12 protein-coding genes are annotated in these 15,428 nt (G+C 64.8%); 2 read left to right on the top strand and 10 right to left on the bottom strand.

The window, feature by feature from the left end; translation table 11 throughout:
- Positions 1 to 20: 20 nt before the first annotated feature.
- A complete protein-coding gene (locus tag ACKLLE_RS08885; RefSeq protein WP_420057656.1) occupies positions 21 to 356 on the top strand; it encodes a YceK/YidQ family lipoprotein in 336 nt (111 codons plus the stop codon).
- A gap of 5 nt (positions 357 to 361) precedes the next feature.
- Here the strand turns inward: ACKLLE_RS08885 and ACKLLE_RS08880 are convergent, their stop codons facing one another.
- The 6 genes from ACKLLE_RS08880 to peaA form a co-directional block, all read right to left on the bottom strand.
- Complete coding sequence (locus ACKLLE_RS08880) at positions 362 to 1,057, bottom strand: sensor histidine kinase (RefSeq protein WP_064303637.1); 696 nt, start codon at positions 1,055 to 1,057, stop codon at positions 362 to 364.
- Entirely contained in the window at positions 1,057 to 2,664 is a 1,608-nt protein-coding gene (locus tag ACKLLE_RS08875; protein WP_064303636.1) for a tetratricopeptide repeat-containing response regulator, read from the bottom strand. The genes ACKLLE_RS08880 and ACKLLE_RS08875 overlap by 1 nt, the downstream gene beginning before the upstream one ends.
- 485 nt (positions 2,665 to 3,149) lie before the next feature.
- A complete protein-coding gene (gene peaD, locus ACKLLE_RS08870; RefSeq protein WP_420057655.1) occupies positions 3,150 to 4,265 on the bottom strand; it encodes a quinohemoprotein amine dehydrogenase subunit beta in 1,116 nt (371 codons plus the stop codon).
- A 32-nt stretch (positions 4,266 to 4,297) separates the two neighbouring features.
- Positions 4,298 to 4,621, bottom strand: a complete 324-nt coding sequence (qhpC, locus tag ACKLLE_RS08865) for a quinohemoprotein amine dehydrogenase subunit gamma (RefSeq protein ID WP_009405860.1) — start codon at positions 4,619 to 4,621, stop codon at positions 4,298 to 4,300.
- A gap of 1 nt (position 4,622) precedes the next feature.
- A complete protein-coding gene (gene peaB / locus ACKLLE_RS08860) occupies positions 4,623 to 6,053 on the bottom strand; it encodes a quinohemoprotein amine dehydrogenase maturation protein (RefSeq protein ID WP_420057653.1) in 1,431 nt (476 codons plus the stop codon).
- Between the two features lie 45 nt (positions 6,054 to 6,098).
- A complete protein-coding gene (peaA, locus tag ACKLLE_RS08855) occupies positions 6,099 to 7,676 on the bottom strand; it encodes a quinohemoprotein amine dehydrogenase subunit alpha (protein ID WP_420057652.1) in 1,578 nt (525 codons plus the stop codon).
- Positions 7,677 to 8,074: 398 nt separating this feature from the next.
- Between peaA and ACKLLE_RS08850 the strand changes: the two genes are divergently transcribed.
- A complete protein-coding gene (locus ACKLLE_RS08850) occupies positions 8,075 to 9,568 on the top strand; it encodes an aldehyde dehydrogenase family protein (protein WP_420057650.1) in 1,494 nt (497 codons plus the stop codon).
- A 184-nt stretch (positions 9,569 to 9,752) separates the two neighbouring features.
- Here the strand turns inward: ACKLLE_RS08850 and qhpG are convergent, their stop codons facing one another.
- From qhpG to ACKLLE_RS08830, 4 genes are read right to left on the bottom strand one after another with little or no spacing between them, the layout of a single operon-like run.
- Entirely contained in the window at positions 9,753 to 11,060 is a 1,308-nt protein-coding gene (qhpG, locus tag ACKLLE_RS08845; RefSeq protein ID WP_420057648.1) for a flavin-dependent monooxygenase QhpG, read from the bottom strand.
- On the bottom strand, positions 11,057 to 11,722 hold the full coding sequence (gene qhpE, locus ACKLLE_RS08840) for a subtilisin-like serine protease QhpE (RefSeq protein ID WP_420057645.1): 666 nt from the start codon (positions 11,720 to 11,722) through the stop codon (positions 11,057 to 11,059). The genes qhpG and qhpE overlap by 4 nt, the downstream gene beginning before the upstream one ends.
- Positions 11,715 to 13,430 carry an ABC transporter ATP-binding protein gene (locus ACKLLE_RS08835; RefSeq protein WP_420057643.1) on the bottom strand — a complete coding sequence of 572 codons (1,716 nt, stop codon included), beginning with the start codon at positions 13,428 to 13,430 and terminating at the stop codon, positions 11,715 to 11,717. The genes qhpE and ACKLLE_RS08835 overlap by 8 nt, the downstream gene beginning before the upstream one ends.
- A complete protein-coding gene (locus ACKLLE_RS08830) occupies positions 13,430 to 15,331 on the bottom strand; it encodes a sigma-54-dependent Fis family transcriptional regulator (RefSeq protein ID WP_420057642.1) in 1,902 nt (633 codons plus the stop codon). Before ACKLLE_RS08830 ends, ACKLLE_RS08835 begins: the two co-directional genes overlap by 1 nt.
- Positions 15,332 to 15,428 lie beyond the last annotated feature (97 nt).

The raw sequence follows: 15,428 nt of genomic DNA, 5'->3' as shown, positions 1-15,428 counted from the left end.
TTCGCCAAGGAGCAGCCCTCATGAATTTCAGCAAGCCATTCCTCATATTTCTCGCCCTGAGCCTGCCCGGCTGCGGCACCTTCAACACAGTGGTCCGTGGCGACCAGGTAACGGCAAAGAACCTTCGGGAATGGCGCACCTACTGCGCCTCCCTGCCACGGGTCTACAGCGGTGCGGTGTACAACTTCTGCATTCTCAACGGCGAGCCGAACTATTCCACCGACGCGCCGGGTTCACCTGCCGCAATTCCCTTCACCATGGTGGATATCGCCTTGTCCGGCGTGCTGGATACCCTGGCATTGCCGTACACGATCTATCGCCAGTCGGAAGACGGGAACATCGAGCTCCATCCGTAGAGGGGTCAGGGCAGATACAGCCTGAACAATCCACCGCCCAAGGCCCCGCCATTGGCAATCTCGATCCGCCCCGGCACGCCGTTGCGCGCGTGCAGCGCGGCGATCCTGGCGGCGAAATACAACCCCAGCCCGGTACTCGCCGTGCTGTGCTCGATGCCCTGCACATACTCGTGCTGCTGGGCGATCATCGCCGCCGGGAAACCCGCGCCGTCGTCGTTGACGCTGATCACCAGCGCCTCGTTTTCCTCGCGCACGGTGACCAGCAACGCGTGTCCTGCATAGCGAATGGCGTTGTTGATGATGTTGGAAATCACCGACCCCACCAGCTCGCGATCAAAGAAGCCGAGGGGTGTGGCCTCGTCGATTTCGTAGCGGGCAACGATGTCGCGGCTGTGGAGGATCTCCTGGTAACCGGCCAGCAGCCCGCCGATGAAGTCATCGAGTTCGTGGTAGTCCGGCAGCATCGGCAACTGGTTGATACCGAGCTTGTACAGGCCCAGCAGCTGCACCAGCATGCCGTTCAGGTGAACGAACTCGTGCTCGATCACTATCTGCTCGGGCGCCTGCTGGTGGCTGTCCGGCAGGCGCGAGAGCCATTGGCTATGGGCCTGCATGAGCATGGCCAGCGAGTTCTTCATGTCGTGCACGGTGGAGGCGATCACCGTGGAAAAATCCAGCCCCGATTCCTTGTCCCTGGACATCATGACCCCACAGCGCGAATGCGCAGTTTGCGGTAGCGCTCGTAGCGCGGATCGGTATCGGGAATGCCGGCCACCTTGGCCAGGCAATCGCGACACTCCTGCAGCAACGCCGCCGCCGGACTTTCCCCGCCGATACGCAGCAGGGCCTGGGCGGTGTTGAGCGCGATGCTGATGTTCTTCGGTTGCAGCTTCAATGCCTTGCGGAACTGCTCCAGCGCTTCGTTCAACTGCCCGGCCTGGTAGCTGCGCACGCCCTGGCGATTGAGATCGACCGCCTCGTTGCCGGCCCTGAGGATGGCCGGGTCGTCGGTAAGCTTGGCGATGTTCTGCATGACCGCATTGTCATCGCCGTAGACCTCGACGCAGTTCTTCAGGATGGTCTTGCCGGCATCTTCCTGGCCCAGTTGCTTGAGCTGGGCGGCGACCGCCAGGGCGGCCTCGGCCGAGAAGAACTGGTCCATGGTTTCCAGGCGCGCCAGGGCCGCTTCAGTGAGCTTGGCCGCCGTCTCGGCATCGCCGGCCTGGGCCACGCCGGTGGCCTTGATCAGCCGTGCGCGCACCTGCAGGCCCTGGTCTTCGGCGTACTCCTTGGCGACATCACCGAGCACCTGGTTGATCTCGACCCGGGTGCGCGCGTCCAGGCCATTGCCGGTGTTTTTCTGGATCAGCGCCTGGGCCAGCCCCAGGTTGCTTTCCGGGTCCTTGAAGCGCGAGTTCTGGCCCTGGCTCACCGCCTGCCGATAGGCCCGCGATGCACCGTCGAAGTCGGCGTTGGCCAAGGCCAGCTTGCCCAGCAGCATCTGCCGTTTCACCGCCAAGGGCGACAGGCGCACCGCATCCTCCAGCACATGCTGGGCACGACGGCTTTCACCCAGGGCCACCAGCACCTCGGCCAGGCCGTCGTACAGCCCGGGCATCATCGAGAAAGCCTTGATCGCCTGCTCGTAGACATCCTTGGCCTGGCTGGTCTGGCCGCGCTTGAACAGCAGCTTGCCCAGTGCCGAATAGGCCCAGGGGGTCGGGCGGTTGGCGAGGATCGCCTTGAGGAAGCGCTCCAGTTCTTCATGCCGGTTCAGCGCGGCCATGGCGTCGGCGCGGTAGCGCAGGCACAGCGGGGCGAAGCGCGGATCCTGGCGGCACAGTTGCTCGCAGGCCACCAGCACTTGCGCCGGGTTGCCACGGTCGAGCGCCTGAAGGATGGGCTTGAGCAGGGTCTTGCGCTGCACCAGCTTGTCCAGGCGCTGGGTGAGGCCGACACGGTTGAACGGCTTGGTCAGGTAGGCATCGGGTTCGTGCTCCAGGGCACTGAGCACCACGGCCTGGCTGCTTTCAGCCGTGATCATGACGAAGATCGCTTCGTGGCTGATCAGCTTGTCGAGCATCAGGTCTTCGAGTACCTGCTGGCCGTTCTTGCGACCGTCGCCCATGTGGAAGTCGTGGAGGATGAAGTCGTAGCGCTTCTGCCCGCACATGCGGATCGCCGTCTCGCCGCTCTCGGCGGTGTCGACGTCCTTGATCCCCATCTCGCGCAGCATCGAGCGCAGCGAAGTACGGAAATCGGTGAAGTCATCGACGATGAGAAAACTTTTCTGGCTGTAGACCAACATCCGCAAAACCTGTCTTGGAATTGAATGAAACGCACACGAACACACACAAGGACAGGCGCCTGGAGGGAACCAGGACGAAATCGTCGCCGCCGATCGTCGTAACGCTATCGGCAGCACGCGACATTTGCTTGAGCCGGCGAACGCCAGGGCGTCGACGGAGGTGAAACGAGGGCCGGGAGGGTGATGCCAGGCAACAATAGCCAATTGCCACTATTGAAGTCCAGACTTCCGGCCCCGGGGTGTGCGCCAGTTCACTTGCGCGGTGCTGGCAAAGGGCTTGAACAGGGATCGCGTCGAGCCCGGTAGCGGTGACTTGCACACCCTTGTGGGAGCCGGCGTTGCCGGCGATTTGGCCAGATCAGGCAACCACTTTGCCTGGTCTGGCCTGATCGCTGGCAACGCCAGCTCCCACAGGTCCAGCGGTGCACTCAGATCACTGTGGGAGCTGGCTTGCCAGCGATGAGGCCCTCAACAACGAAGCAGGACTACCTGACGAACACCTGCGCCGTAGTAATCGCCATATCCCCCCCAGGCAGCTTGATCTTGCCCAGCGGCTTCAAACTGTCCGCATCGAAGATCGCCACATCGTTGTACGTCCCCGCCAGGTACACCTTGCTTCCCGCCTTGTTCAGCGAAATGCAGTAGTACGAGTGGTCCAGCGCCGCTGCCTTGACCAGTTTCTTCGCCTTGATGTCGTACTTCGCCAGCCGGTTGAGCACGCCATACACCACGTTGGGATCCTTTGGCGAGCGCATGCCGCTGAAGTAGATTTCCGTCAGCGGGCCGAAGTCGACGGTCTGGGTCTTGCCGGTCTTGAGATCTATGTTGAAGAAGCCGTAGAGGTTCTCCGCCGTGGCCGGATCCTGCTTGTCGTCGGTGAATTTCGCCGTGGTGTAGAGCAGCGAGAAGTCATGCCGGTAGGTCTGCTGGTTCCATACGTAGAGCACGTCCGGCGCACTGTAGCCGGGGCGCTTCCAGTGCCGGCTGGGGACCAGCACATCGAACTTGCCGGTCTTCACGTCCACCTTGTAGATATCCGGCCCGGCCACGTACAGGGCGCCGTCGTCGCCGCTTTGCATGATGGTCAGCTGGCGCGGGGCCGGGAAGCTGCGCAGTGGTTTGGCGTTCAACCCGCCATCGGTGGCGTAGACGTCCAGACGTGGCGCCTGCACTTCGTAGTGGTCGCTGAAGATCTTCGTGGGATTGGCCACGGTGTAGATCTCCTTGCCGTCGTGGCTGACGGTGAAGGAGAACATCGACCGCGCCTTTTCGCCCGGCAACTGGGTGATGCTGGCGTGGAACACCTGCTTGCAGGTGTCCAGCTCGACGCCGTAGATATCGGCATAGTGGTTGTTGAGCACGTAGGCGATGCGCTTGTCCGGGGACAGCTGTACCGAGCCCGGGCCGAACGCATCGGGCATGACGCAGGTCTTGTAGAGTTTCTCGCTGTTCAGGTCGATGACGTGCAGGTTGTTCGGGTAGTTGGTGACCACCATGTACTCGTGGCCGGCATTCAGGGCCTTGCCTTCGTCGGCGGCCATCGCCGTACCGGCGCCGAGCGCCACCAGGGCGGCCAGGCCGCGGGTTGCAATCTGGAGCATGCGGTTATCCCTCTTCTTGTTCGCCTGGGGGCTCATTTGTCGTCCGGGAACACGGTCCCGAGGTTGCGCCAGCCATCACCGGAGGACTGCGCGTCCTTGTTCCAGTCGGGGAAGGTGCTCATCATGTCCGGCACCTGCGCCGGCCACCAGCACGGGTCGGAGCAGCCATACAGGTCCGACTCCATCGGCTGGCACAGCGACGAGACGCCACCAAAGGCGTCGATTTCCCAGCCCGGGTCGGTGGTCGAGGCGCAGCCGGCGACCGAGTTCATCGCCACCACTTCCTCGATGCGGTTTTCCTCGGCGGCCTGGTCCAGCTTGAGGGCTTTGTTGTTGATCGGCTTGAGATGTTTCATGTCAGTGCACCTTGCGCGCAGTGATGTAGCGAGTGATGAAGGCCGGGTTTTCGGCCATGATCCGGCTGTAGACTTCGATGCCGAAGTCCACCCAGTCGCGCATCAGTTCGCAGTAGTGATAGGTCGGATGAGTCGGGTCGCCATAGCGGGCATAACTCTCGTGGTAGCAGCCGCCGGAGCACAGGTTGCGAATGCGGCAGCTGTCGCAACCGGTGTTTGTGCGGTCCAGGCGCTGTGACAGGAAGTCGTTGAGCTCGACCTGCTTCACCCCGCTGTGCACGTTGCCGAAGGTCGGCAGGCTGGAGCCGGTGAAACGGTGGCAGAGGTTCAGTTCGCCCTTGTGGTCCACCGCCAGCATCTTCAAGCCGGCACCGCACGGCAGCGCCTTCTTGTGGCCCTCGTGGATATCGGTGAGCAACTGGTGCAGGTTGGAGAAGCCGATATTGCGATGCTCCAGCGCCGCCTCCAGGTAGCGCCGACCGAGAGCCTTCATGTTGGCGAAGACTTGCACCAGCTCCTCACCGGTGAGGTTGTAGGCACTGATATCGCCGGATGTCACCGGCGCGAAGCCCACCTCGGCGAAACCTATCTCGTTGAACAAGTGATTCCAGATGGTCTCGATATCGGTGACCCCGGTGGTCAGGGTTACCCGCGCGCCTACCGGACGGCTGTCGTAGCGCGACAGCAGCATGTCGGCCTTGCGCCGCACAACATCGTAGGTGCCCTGCCCGCCCACGGTGATGCGGTTGCGGTCGTGCACGGTCTTCGGCCCGTCGATGCTCACCGACAAGCCGAAGCGGTGGGCATTGAGGTAGTCGACGATCTCCTCGGTGAGCAGGGTGGCGTTGGTGGTCATGACGAACTCGACGCGCTTGCCCGCCTCGGTGAAACGCCGCTCGCAATAGTCGACCATGTACTCGATCAACTTGCGGTTGCTCAACGGCTCGCCGCCGAAGAACACCACGGTGTAGACCGGCTCGTCCGGCGACTCCTTGAGCAGCATTTCCACCGAGGCCACGGCGGTCTCGACGTCCATGCGCTTGCCAGCCGACGGTTTGTCCAGGTCTTCCTTGTAGCAGTAGGTGCAGCTCAGGTTGCAGCCAGTGTTGACGTTGAGCACCACGGTGTTCAGCGCGGTGCGCTCGACCCGCTTCGCCGCGATGTCCGGGGTCAGCGGCGAACCATCGCTGACCAGTTCCAGGGCGATCAGCTCGCGCAGCACCTCGTTGACTTCATCACCATCGAAGCGCTCGGCCAGGCGCTGCACCAGCGCTTCGCTGGAGCAGCCGGCGCCGCGCAGGCTGTCGATGATTTCCCCGGTCAGGGCATCGCTGGCGAACAGCGAGCTGCTGGGGATATGGAACAGCATGCGGGCATCGTCGACCCGCACTTCATGCAGATTGCGTTCTACCAGATTCAGGATGGCACCCATCACAACCTCCTCGAAAACTCGAATGTGGCCCGGTCGATCCGCTCATCAAGGGATAGGCGGGTTGTTCCAGCGCTGGATGGTCACGATCATCTGGCCCTCGCCGGTGCGCGCGGTGCCGGCATCGTCCACTGCAGCAATCACCTTGAGGTTACCGGCGTTGTTGGTGGACATCTTGCGCGCCGGGTTCGGCCCGGCATCACCCGGGGTGAACACGCCGGTATCGGCCTGCATCACGCCGGCGAACCTGACGTCCTCGTCCTCGCGGGCACGCTCGTCGAACGGCTCGACCTTCCATTTGGCCGGGAACACGCCGATGCGGTAGGCCTTGCCATCGGCGCCCTGGCCCCAGGCCTCGGCGTCGAAGCGCCCCTGCACCTTCGGCGTCGAGCCGCCGTTGTCACCCACCCGGGCGACCGAGAAGGCCGGCACCACCTTCACTTCGGCGATTTCGCGATAGACGGCCAGTTGCTGGCCGCCGAGCATGCCGACGGATACCTCCTGCAGACCACTGGCAGCATCGGCGGCGGCCTTCACCTTCACGCGGATACGCTGCGGCGTGTTCTCCAGCACCTCGACCACTTCAACGCCCTTGCCGAACGACGGCGTACCGCTCAGGCCGCTGCCGACCAGGGTCAGCTCGCTTTCGCTGCCGGCCTTCACATAGCCCGGCTGCACTGCCAGCAGGCGCGCACTGCCCTGCTGCGCGGCGGTGAAATCGAGGCCGCGTTCGTCGTGGGCCTTGTCGAACATGCGGCCGCTGAGCTGGCCATTGTTGGCGGCGAGCACCTGGCGCATGCTCACGCCGTCGACGGTCACCGTGCCGCGCCATTCATAGCCGCTGTACAGCACCGCCGAGCCCTCGCCCTTGAACGGCTTGCCATCGGCGTACTGCCCGTCGAGGCTGACCTTGAAGCGATCGCCGTCCTCGGCGATGACCTTCATCACCCCGTTCAGCTCCCCCTTGCCCGGCAGATGGCCGCTGAAGCTCCAGTCGCCGGCCAAGGACGCGGACTTCGGCATGGACTTCTGCCAGTCGCTCCAGGCCTTGCTGTCGAAGGGATACTTCTGCGCCAGCAGCGGGACCATGTCCTGCTTCGCCAGTTCGAACCAGTCGCGATCGCGAGACAGTGCCTGATACTCCAGCGACGGCCACTGGCCGAGGTGGAAATGCACCAAGCGCTCCCATTCCTGGGCCGGTCGCCGCTGCAGGGCGACCCGCGCGCCGGAGTGGCAGCGGGCACACATCTGCTGGGTGGGTTCCTCGATGTTCTCGACGGTGTTCAACCGACGTTCGAGGGCATAGCGCACGCCGTCGGTCTCGCTGGGGGCGAGGCCCTGGGTGTCGGCGAGGTACTTGACCAGGGTGCGACGGTCTTCGTCGCTGATCTGCAACTGGTGCATGGTCTGCATGCGGCCGATGGTCATCAGCCAGCCTTCCGGCGTTTTGCGCTGGTGGCTGATGCGGCTCAGGGCGTCGTTACCTTCGGGAAGGTGGCAGCCCTGGCAGGTCTCCATAAGAATCTGCTTGCCCTCGCGCGCCTCACTGACCTGCGGCTGCACGGCAAGGCCGACGGCCACTGCCAGCACGCCACCGGCGCTGGCGAACCTGAGTGTTCTCTTCATCGATGACTGACCTCCCACGGGGTTCTTCTTATTGTTCGTACACTTCTTATAGGTCTCTTCCGTCGGCCGTACAGCGGCAGAGCGCGCACCGAAGAGCCGCTTGAGGGGGGCGATACACATTGTGTGCCAAGAGCCGCAAGCGCCGTTTTACGCGGCTTGCAGGCCGCGGAAGGCGGGCCCTGTGCTACGTTTCGCGACGAACGAGACGGCGTGAGACAGCTGTCTCACCGCGCTGGGACTGTCTCGCCCGCTGTCGCATTTTGCGACTGACGGTATAAGACATGGCGTTGCCGCGCCGGTGCTCCGGCCTTGGATTGCATGGGCTGGCGCCAACATCGACGGGCTTGGCACAGCGGTTGCGATGGCCCTGGCAATCACTCACAAGAACGAGGTTTGCCATGTCCACCACTGCCCCTTTGCACCCGGCCGTCGAGGCTTTCGTCCGGCGCGCGCCCACCATGCTGATCGGTGCCGACTGGGCCGAGGCCGCGGACGGCGAACGCCTGACCTTGCGCAACCCGGCCAACGGTGACGTGCTGTGCCAGGTGCCGGCAGCGACCGCGGCCGACGTGGCCCGCGCGGTGGGCGCGGCGCGCCAGGCCTTCGACGATTCGGCCTGGAGCCGCAGCCGCCCCCGTGAACGGCAGAACCTGCTGTGGAAGCTGGCCGACCTGATGGAGCGCGACGCCGAGATCCTCGCCCAGCTCGAATGCCTGAACAATGGCAAGAGCGCGGTGGTGGCACGGGCCATGGACGTGCAGTTGTCCATCGACTTCCTGCGCTACATGGCCGGCTGGGCGACCAAGGTCGAGGGGCATACGGTCGATGTCTCCATGCCACTGATGCCGCACGATGAATTCCACGGCTTCGTGCGGCGTGAAGCGGTAGGCGTGGTAGGTGCCATCGTCGCCTGGAACTTCCCGCTGCTGCTGGCCTGCTGGAAACTTGGCCCGGCCCTGGCCACCGGCTGCACCGTGGTCCTCAAGCCGGCCGACGAAACTCCGCTCAGCGCCCTGAAGCTGGCCGAACTGGTGCTCGAAGCCGGCTACCCGAGCGGGGTGTTCAATGTGGTCACCGGCACCGGCGCCATTGCCGGCGACGCCCTGACCCGCGACCCGCGCGTGGACAAGCTGACCTTCACCGGCTCGACCGCCGTCGGCCAGCACATCGGCCGCATCGCCATGGACAACATGACCCGGGTCACCCTGGAACTGGGCGGCAAATCGCCGACCATCGTCATGCCCGACGCCGACCTCGCCAGCGCTGTCGCCGGCGCCGCCACGGCGATCTTCTTCAACCAGGGCCAGGTGTGCTGCGCCGGCTCGCGCCTGTATGTACACCGCAAGCACTTCGACAACGTAGTCGCGGACATCGCCGGGATCGCCAACGGCATGAAACTGGGCAACGGCCTTGATCCGAGCGTGCAGATGGGCCCGCTGATTTCCGCGCGCCAGCAGAAACGCGTGTTCGACTACATCGAGCAAGGGCGCAGCAGCGGCGCCACCATCGCCTGTGGCGGTGAGCAGTTCGGTCCGGGGTATTTCGTCAAGCCGACGGTGATCGTCGATGTGGACCAGCAGCACCCACTGGTACAGGAGGAAATCTTCGGGCCGGTGCTGGTGGCCATGCCGTTCGATGACGAGGCCGAGGCGCTGCGGTTGGCGAACGATAGTCCGTACGGGCTGGGGGCAAGTATCTGGTCGAACGACCTGGGCGCGGTGCACCGCATGATTCCGCGAATCAAGTCGGGCTCGGTCTGGGTCAACTGCCACAGCGCCCTGGACCCGGCGCTGCCGTTTGGCGGCTACAAGATGTCCGGCGTCGGCCGCGAGATGGGCGCCGCGGCGATCGAGCATTACACCGAGCTGAAGTCGGTATTGATCAAGCTTTAAGCAAATTCAGGTACCAGATGCCCGGTGGCTGATCGGGGCTGATCACCACATGCGAGGGCGGTCTGGTACCTGATCCATTCAAGCGGACACGGACCCTGTGGGAGCGGGTTTACCCGCGATTACGGTGGTGAGTCCACTGTTGCAATCGCGGGTGAACCCGCTCCCACAAGGTCCGCACTCGGCTTCAGGGGCGGTAGCCCTGGCTCAGAAGCCAGCTGCGCAGGTATCGCTGTTGCTCAGGGCTCAGATGGGCCAATACCTGCTCCGCCGTCTCGCTGTGCAAGCGACTCACCAACGGCGCCAGTTCCACCCCATTCAAGTGCCAGATCCCCAACGGCTGGTCCGGGCTGATCACCACCTGCGCAAGATCGACGAACCCATCCCGCAACACCGGCGCCTGCTCGACCCGCAGGTCATCGAAACACGCCTCGGCATGCACCGGCTCGCCATCCGGCCATTGCCGCCGAACCTGCCAGAACGGTTCCTGCGCCCAGCGCCTTTCCTCCAGATAGAAATCCCGCCCCAGCCGGGCGAAGCGCCAGAACAGATGTTCGACCCGTTGCTGGTGGAACCGCAACGCCAGCTCACGACGCTCGGGATGAACCAACAGGGTGTTAATCACCGTCGGCGCCTGCAACGCCGAGGACAGCGACTGGAAGATGCCGTTGCCCGACAGCGGATCCACCGCCATCGCCGCATCCCCCACCCGCAACCAGTTCTCCCCGCCACACACGGGCGTGAGGATCGCCGTGCTGCTGCGGGCATGCAGCTCAAGATCCTGTTCCTGGTCGTTGTCGAAGAACGCCCTGGCCAACACCGACTCCCAACGCCGCTGACGACAGAAATCCAGCAGCGCCGCCTTCTCCGGCAACGGTGTGGCGCTGACATCCAGGGTCCATTGCCAGTAGCACCGGCCATCCGCCTGCCGGGCCATCCACATCCAGCCATCGGGCTGGCTTTCCACCGCACTGGCGCTTTTGCCGGGCGGGCCTTGCCAGCGATTGAGCAGGCTCAGGGTCTCCGGGCCACGGGCGGCACGTCCAAGGGTTTTGTCGTGTTGCGGCGCCTGACGACCACGGGCTTCGACATGGAAATCAGCAACCAGGGAAGGCGCTCCATCCAGCTCGATCACGCTGTGCCCTTCCTCCTGCCGCACACCCAGCACCCGCGCTTCGATCAAGGCGATACCAGCGGCACGCAGGTCGTCCCGCAACCCCTGATCGAAGCGCGGACGATCCAGCAGGAATTCGACATTGCGGTTCTGCGCCTCGCTGTTCCACCGCGAATGGCGCCGCGACGGCTCGCCCGCCACCGCCAGCGCACGGCGCAGGCCAACCCCGCGGAGCGCCTCGATCACCCGCTGCGAAACACCTTCTAGCGCGGAGAATCGCCGCCACTCACTGACAACGCTGACCTGGTAGCCAAGCCGCTTGAGACCAAGGGCAACCGCCGCGCCCGCCGGGCCGGCACCTAATACGACAATGGATTTCAAGCACGTCCTCGATATTCACGACCACGGTAATGAGCGTTGTGCAGCAGCCAGGCCATGACCAGGGCATTGCTTGCATGGGGCTGGTCACGCAGGAAGGCGGCGATATGCCCGGTGAGCGCCGCACACGCGAAACTGGCGCCGGACAGCGGGCTTTCCTTGGCCCGCACGCAGGCGCCGAAATCCGCCTGGGGCGTGTCCAGCCAGCTCCACTCGTCGCGCTGGCAACGGGCATCGCCGGTAATGCGCAGCACGCCGGGATAGGCAGCGGGATAGACCGGCGCCCCCTGCGCAGGCGTCGAAGCGCAGATCAGCACGCCGGCATTCTGCGCCGCCTCGCAGGCCTCGCGCAGGGCCGGGCGATCCTCGCGCAGGCCAAGGCTGAGATTGATCAGGCGCACACCGCGCATCACCAGCCATTCGATTCCGGCAGCGACCTGCAAGGCACTGGTAACACCGCGCTCGTCGAACACCTGGGCGACATGGATCGGCATGTCGCCGGCCCCGGCAGCGATCAGCTCGACCACCGCGCTGCCATGGCCCAGGGCATCGTCGCGAACCGGCTGCTCGCTGACGCCGACAGCCGCCAACTGGAAACGCCGCGACTCGGCCATACGCGCCAGCGGCGCGCCGCTGTCCACCACACCAATGCGCACCTCAGACATGCCCGGCCTCCCGCGCGCGCAACTGACCGTCGCGCAGGACCAGGTGCAGGTCGGCATTGGCCAGGGTCGAGGGGCGATGGCTGACCAGAATCCGTGTGCGGTCAGAAAAGAGTTGGTCTATTGCGGCAATCACTTCGCGCTCCGTGTCTTCATCGACTTGTGAGGTGGCTTCGTCCAGTACCAGCAGCAGGGGATTCTGGAGCAATGCCCGGGCAATGGCGATACGTTGTTTCTGGCCACCGGAAAGCTGTTGCCCGCGCTCGCCCAGCGGGCTGTCCAGGCCCTGCGGCAAGCTGGCGACCAGGCTGTCCAGTCGCGCCAGCCCGGCCACCTCGGCAACGGCTTCGCGACTGGCATGCGGAACACTGTAGGCGATGTTGTCGGCCAGGCTGCCGCGGAACAGCACGATATCCTGGCTGACCACCGCCACGCACCGACGCAGGTCATGCAGATCGAAATCTCTCAGGTCCGTGCCGCCCAGCAGGATCCGGCCGGACTGGGGATCATGGAAACGTTGCAACAGGTCGATCAGGGTCGATTTGCCGGCACCGGACATGCCGCTCAAGGCAACCTTGCAGCCATGGGGAATATCGATCTCGACGTCCTGCAACAGTGGCGGCCGCCCCGGATGGGCGAAGCACACTCCGCGCAATTGCAGGTCTCCACGGCCGGGCACCGGGCAGGCCTGGGCAGGGCTTTCCACTTCCGGCGGCACCCCGCGCAACTCCATGACCCGGCCAAGACTGACGCTCATGCGCTGCATCGCTACATACAGCCCAAGCAGGCTCTGCACGGGGCCGACCGCCATTCCCAGGTACGTCGAAAAGGCAATCAGGGCACCCAGTTGCCAGGTGCCCTGCACCACCCAGTAACCGCCCACCAGGAACGCGCAGGCCCGGGACAGCGAGGTCAACGTTCCGGGAACGGCCTGGGTGAAGAACTCGGTGACCTGCAGGCGCAGCAGTTGGCTCATGTAGCCCTGGCCCAGGCCATCGAGCCGTCGCGCCTCACGCTGCTGCTGGCCGGCGGACTGAATGAACTTCATAGCCGGCAAGGTCTCCACCAGGAACGACGAGATGTCCGCCGAGCGCTCGCGCAACTGCCGCACCTCGCACTCGACCTTGCGCCGCATCCAGCGCAGCCAGAGCACGTCCAGCGGAATCAGGAGCAAGGCCAGCAGCGACAATTTCCACGACAGCATCAGCAGCATGCCCAAGGCACAGACCAGTCCAAGCACGCTGGACACGGCGGAAAACAGCGAGTCCACGGCAAAGCGCTGGATCTCCGCCACATCGCCATCCAGCCGCGACATCAGGTCGCCCAGGCGGCGCTGGGCGAAGAAGCCTGGCGAGAGACGCTGCAGATGGCGATACAGCTCATCGCGCAGGGCAAACAGGATGCGCCCCGAGAGGCGGGTATGCAGGTAGCGGTTTAGCCCTGACAACAGGGTGCCGAGGATACCGGCGAGGATCATCGCCCCGGCGATCAGCACCAGCTTCGGGAAATCCTTCGCCAGCAGGCCGTCGTCGATCAGCAGCTTGGTCAGCCAGGGCTGCACCAGCACCACCGCAGTGGCACACATCGACAGGCCGAGCAGGCCAAGGATCGCCAGGCGATGGGGGCGAATGAATCCATACAGCCAGTGGAGTGCATCCTGCAGGGCGGGCCGGTCCTGATGGTCGATCAGACGGCTGAGCAGGCGTTGCATCACGGATTCATCTGCTTGAGCTTGCGATACAGCGTGGCGCGGCTGATGCCCAGGGCAGTCGCGGCGGCCGTGGCGTTGCCGTGGTGACGATCGAGGGCCTGGCGGATCAGCTCGAGCTGGTTATCGCGCAGGCTCTCGTGCCTGGCCGGTCGTTCGCCGCTGCGCAGTTCGTCGAGCAGGTTGTCGGGGACATGATCGAGGCCGAGCACCTGTTCACCCGCCTCGCGCATGGCCAGCAGCAGGCGCAGGCTCATTTCCAACTGCCGGATATTGCCCGGCCAGTGATAGCCGTGGAGCAACTGCGCCAGCTCGTCGGACAGGCGCACGCCCTGCCCGCCGAGGCGGGACAGCAGGCTGTCGATCAACGCCGGCAGGTCGTCTCTCTCGCGCAGCGCCGGCAAATTCACGCTGATGCCGTTGATGCGGTAGTAGAGGTCTTCGCGGAAATGCTGGTCCTGGACCTGGCGCTTGAGGTCGCGGTGGGTGGCGCAGATCAGGGCGATGTCCAGGTCCTGCTCCTGGGCCGCGCCCAGCGGTGCCACCTTGCGCTCCTGCAATACCCGCAACAGTCGGGCCTGGAGGGCCAGGGGCATGTCGCCGACCTCATCGAGGAACAAGGTGCCGCCATGGGCCTGTTGCAGGCGCCCGACCATCCCGCCACGGCGCGAGCCGGTGAAGGCGCCTTCGCGGTAACCGAACAGTTCCGACTCGATCAGCCCCTCGGGAATCGCCGCGCAGTTCACCGCGATGAAGGGCTTGCCGGCACGGACGCTTTCCTGATGCAGGGCACGGGCGACCACTTCCTTGCCGCTGCCGGTCTCGCCCAGCAGCACCACCGGCAGATCGTTGGCCAGGCCCTGGCAGGCCATGCGCAGGGCACGGGCGAAGCGAGCGTTGCCAGCGCCAAGGACTTCCAGGGACGGCGTGGTGGATGCCGGGGCGTTGCGCCGGGCCGTCGCCGGTACCGACAGCGCCAGCGGGCGCTGCGGCACGTGCAGGGTCTTGTAATGGAAGGCGCCCTTGGCGGTTTCGACACTGTCGCACTGCCCCTGCTGCAGACGTGCCAGCCACTGCTCGATGCGCAGGCCCAACAGGCTGTCGCAGCGCTGTCCGACCAGGCCGGCGCGGTCGCTGCGCAGCAATTGGCAGGCTTGGTTGCTGACGGCGAGGATACGTCCATCGAGGCTGACCGCAAGCAGGCCCTGCCAGCTGGAATCGAGGTACTGCCGGCGATTGTGGAACGCCAGGACGATCTGTTCCGGGAAGCTGTTCATGAACAGGCGGCTCTCGATCTGCATCACCGCCAGGGCCAGTAGCGCGGTGCGATCCGGCAGGCGGCCGAGGGGACCTTGGCGGGTCAGGTCGAGCACGCCCAGCAATTCCCCCTGCGGGCAATGGATGGGGACCGAGGTGCAGGAAAAGTCGCTGAGGCGCTCGAGGAAATGCTCGCCGCAATCGATCTGTACCGTGCGCGCTTCCACCAGCGCGGTGCCCAGGGCATTGGTACCGCGGGCCGCCTCGCTCCAGCAGGTGCCGGGTGCGATATCGCCGAGGCCGCGCTGCTTGAGCACGGCGGATTCGCCCTGGATGGTGAGGATGGTGGCGTCGGCGTTGGCAAGGATCACCAGGCTGTCCTGGCCCTGCCGTGCGCCGAGATAGTCCAGTTCGGCGGTAGCCGCGTCCAGCAGCGGGCGGTTGTTGGCCAGCAGCAGGTCGAGGCTGGCGGCCGTGGTCAGGGCGACTTCCTGCCCGGCGTTACCGGTAACCCCATGACCGAGGCTGCGACGCCAGGAGGCATCGATTTCGGCCCGAAGAAAACCGTCGGGCAAGCGGCCCTCGATGGACAGGCGTTCCCTGGCAAGACGCGGGTTCGAGGTCGGGGCGGTTTTTATTGTGCTCATCGGCGGCTCCGGGTCGGATATCCGATACAAGCAAGACCTGCGCCAGATCAGGCGGGTAACACTTCTTCAAGAGCGACGCGTACCCTGTGGAAGCGGG

It is taken from the genome of Pseudomonas bharatica (assembly GCF_048586865.1).
GTDB classification, from domain to species: domain Bacteria; phylum Pseudomonadota; class Gammaproteobacteria; order Pseudomonadales; family Pseudomonadaceae; genus Aquipseudomonas; species Aquipseudomonas bharatica.
The sequence above is the reverse complement of the archived record's forward strand: the minus strand, read 5'-3'. Positions and strand labels throughout refer to the sequence as shown.